The sequence below is a fragment of the Candidatus Phytoplasma crotalariae genome (assembly GCF_030586865.1).
GTDB lineage: Bacteria > Bacillota_I > Bacilli_A > Acholeplasmatales > Acholeplasmataceae > Phytoplasma > Phytoplasma citri.
On record NZ_JAOSIR010000058.1, the window covers coordinates 1 to 1,633 of the forward strand.

Below are 1,633 nucleotides of genomic sequence, written 5' to 3' on the forward strand. Positions count from 1 at the left end.
TTTTGCTTAAAATTTGGGATTTTGGGTAACCGCTTAAATCGTATAGTGTTTCAAGATAAATATTTTTAGCTTTGGCCAATTCAATTATTTTTATTTTTGCCTGTTGAATTTGATCTTTTTTTGCTTGTATTATTTTTTGCATGTCATCATTGTTTTGTTTTAATTCTTGAAGATTTTGTTCTTCTATCATTAAAGAAGATTTTTTAAAAGAATAAATTTTATTTTCTATTAATATTTGTTTTTTCCAATTTAATTCTTTTGTGATTCGGACTATTTTGTTATTAAAAATTTTTTCTAAATTTTTATAATGACGTAACTCTTTATTTAAAATCAAAGAATCTTTTTGATATAAATTTAACTCTTTATCAATTTTTTTAATTTTATTTTGATATTTTATATAAATTTTTTCTATAAAACGTAATAAATGAGAATATTTATTTAAAATTTTCAAGTCTTCTTCTTTTGTAGATTCAGATTTTGGTTGTCCTTGAAGTATTTTGGGAATATGAGTGAAATTATGATTTTGAAAATGATTAAGCATGAAAAATTTATTTTTTTTAACAATTAAAAGATAATAAAATATTGAAATAAAAAGAAGTAATAAAAATATTATTAATAATTTTTTGTTTATTATTTTATTCATTTTTAGATTATTTAATTTCTAATTAAAATTGATTTCTATTAAAAATTTTAACATAAAAAATAAAATGATTATAATTAAATTAGATTTATTAAAAATTTTAGATAAAAAATTAATATAAAAAAATATTTTTATAAATAATAATTTATCCTCCCATTATAATTTAATTAATAAATATTTTGTTTGTTGTACTTTTAATTTAGTTAAGTTATATTAATAATGAATATATTATTTGATAACAATTAGTTAATATTTGATCAAAAAGATTTTAAAATTAATGAATCAATATAATGTATTTCCAATACAATTTAAAAAAATTATTTTTTTAAACTAAAATAGAATTCTTAAAAACAAAATTTAATTTTTTAAAAAAATAAACACAATAAAACAAATTAATATTAAAAATATCTTTATAAATTTTCTTTCTCAATCGAGAAATATACCAACAATAAAAGGAGAGATAGACAATGATTTTAGTAAAAAATAAATTATATTTCTTAAAATTATTTTTAGTTATTATTTTAGGTTTATTATTGATGACAAATAATAATCAAGTTATGGCGATAAAAAAACAAGAATTGATCTCTGATAACAAAAATATGAATATAAAATTATTAGAATTATCAATACAACAAAAACAATTAGAAGAAGAAATATATTATTTTAGAAATAATAAAAATCCTAATTTAAATTTGGCGGATACAAAAGAAATTTTAAAATTAGAAGAAAAAAACCTTCAATTAAAAGAAAAAAAATCTGAAATTTACAAAAATATTTCAAAAAAAACAAAAAAAGTAACTTTCAATTTAAAACCATTTATAAAAATTATAGAAACAAAATAATTAAAATTAAAACCCATAATTCCTCCTATTTCAAGAGGAATTTTTTTATCTATGCAAACGTATTTTTTAAAAATAAAAATTATAAAATTTTATATTTTATATATGTTCACAACGATATCAAATAAATCATTTTTCCAAATTTTAAGCAAAC

2 protein-coding genes are annotated in these 1,633 nt (G+C 15.9%); one reads left to right on the forward strand and one right to left on the reverse strand.

Features of this window, described 5'->3' with window-relative positions; genetic code table 11:
* Positions 1 to 643: effector (locus tag OC683_RS02410; RefSeq protein WP_304514944.1), on the reverse strand; the 643-nt coding region annotated here is incomplete at its 3' end.
* 464 nt (positions 644 to 1,107) lie between these two features.
* Here OC683_RS02410 and OC683_RS02415 point away from each other — a divergent pair.
* Entirely contained in the window at positions 1,108 to 1,482 is a 375-nt protein-coding gene (locus OC683_RS02415; RefSeq protein WP_304514945.1) for an SVM family protein, read from the forward strand.
* The last annotated feature ends 151 nt before the right edge of the window (positions 1,483 to 1,633 follow it).

Excerpts from the sequence above, each read along its gene's own strand:
- OC683_RS02415 (WP_304514945.1), top strand. The coding sequence starts at position 1,108 with ATGATTTTAGTAAAAAATAAATTATATTTCTTAAAATTATTTTTAGTT.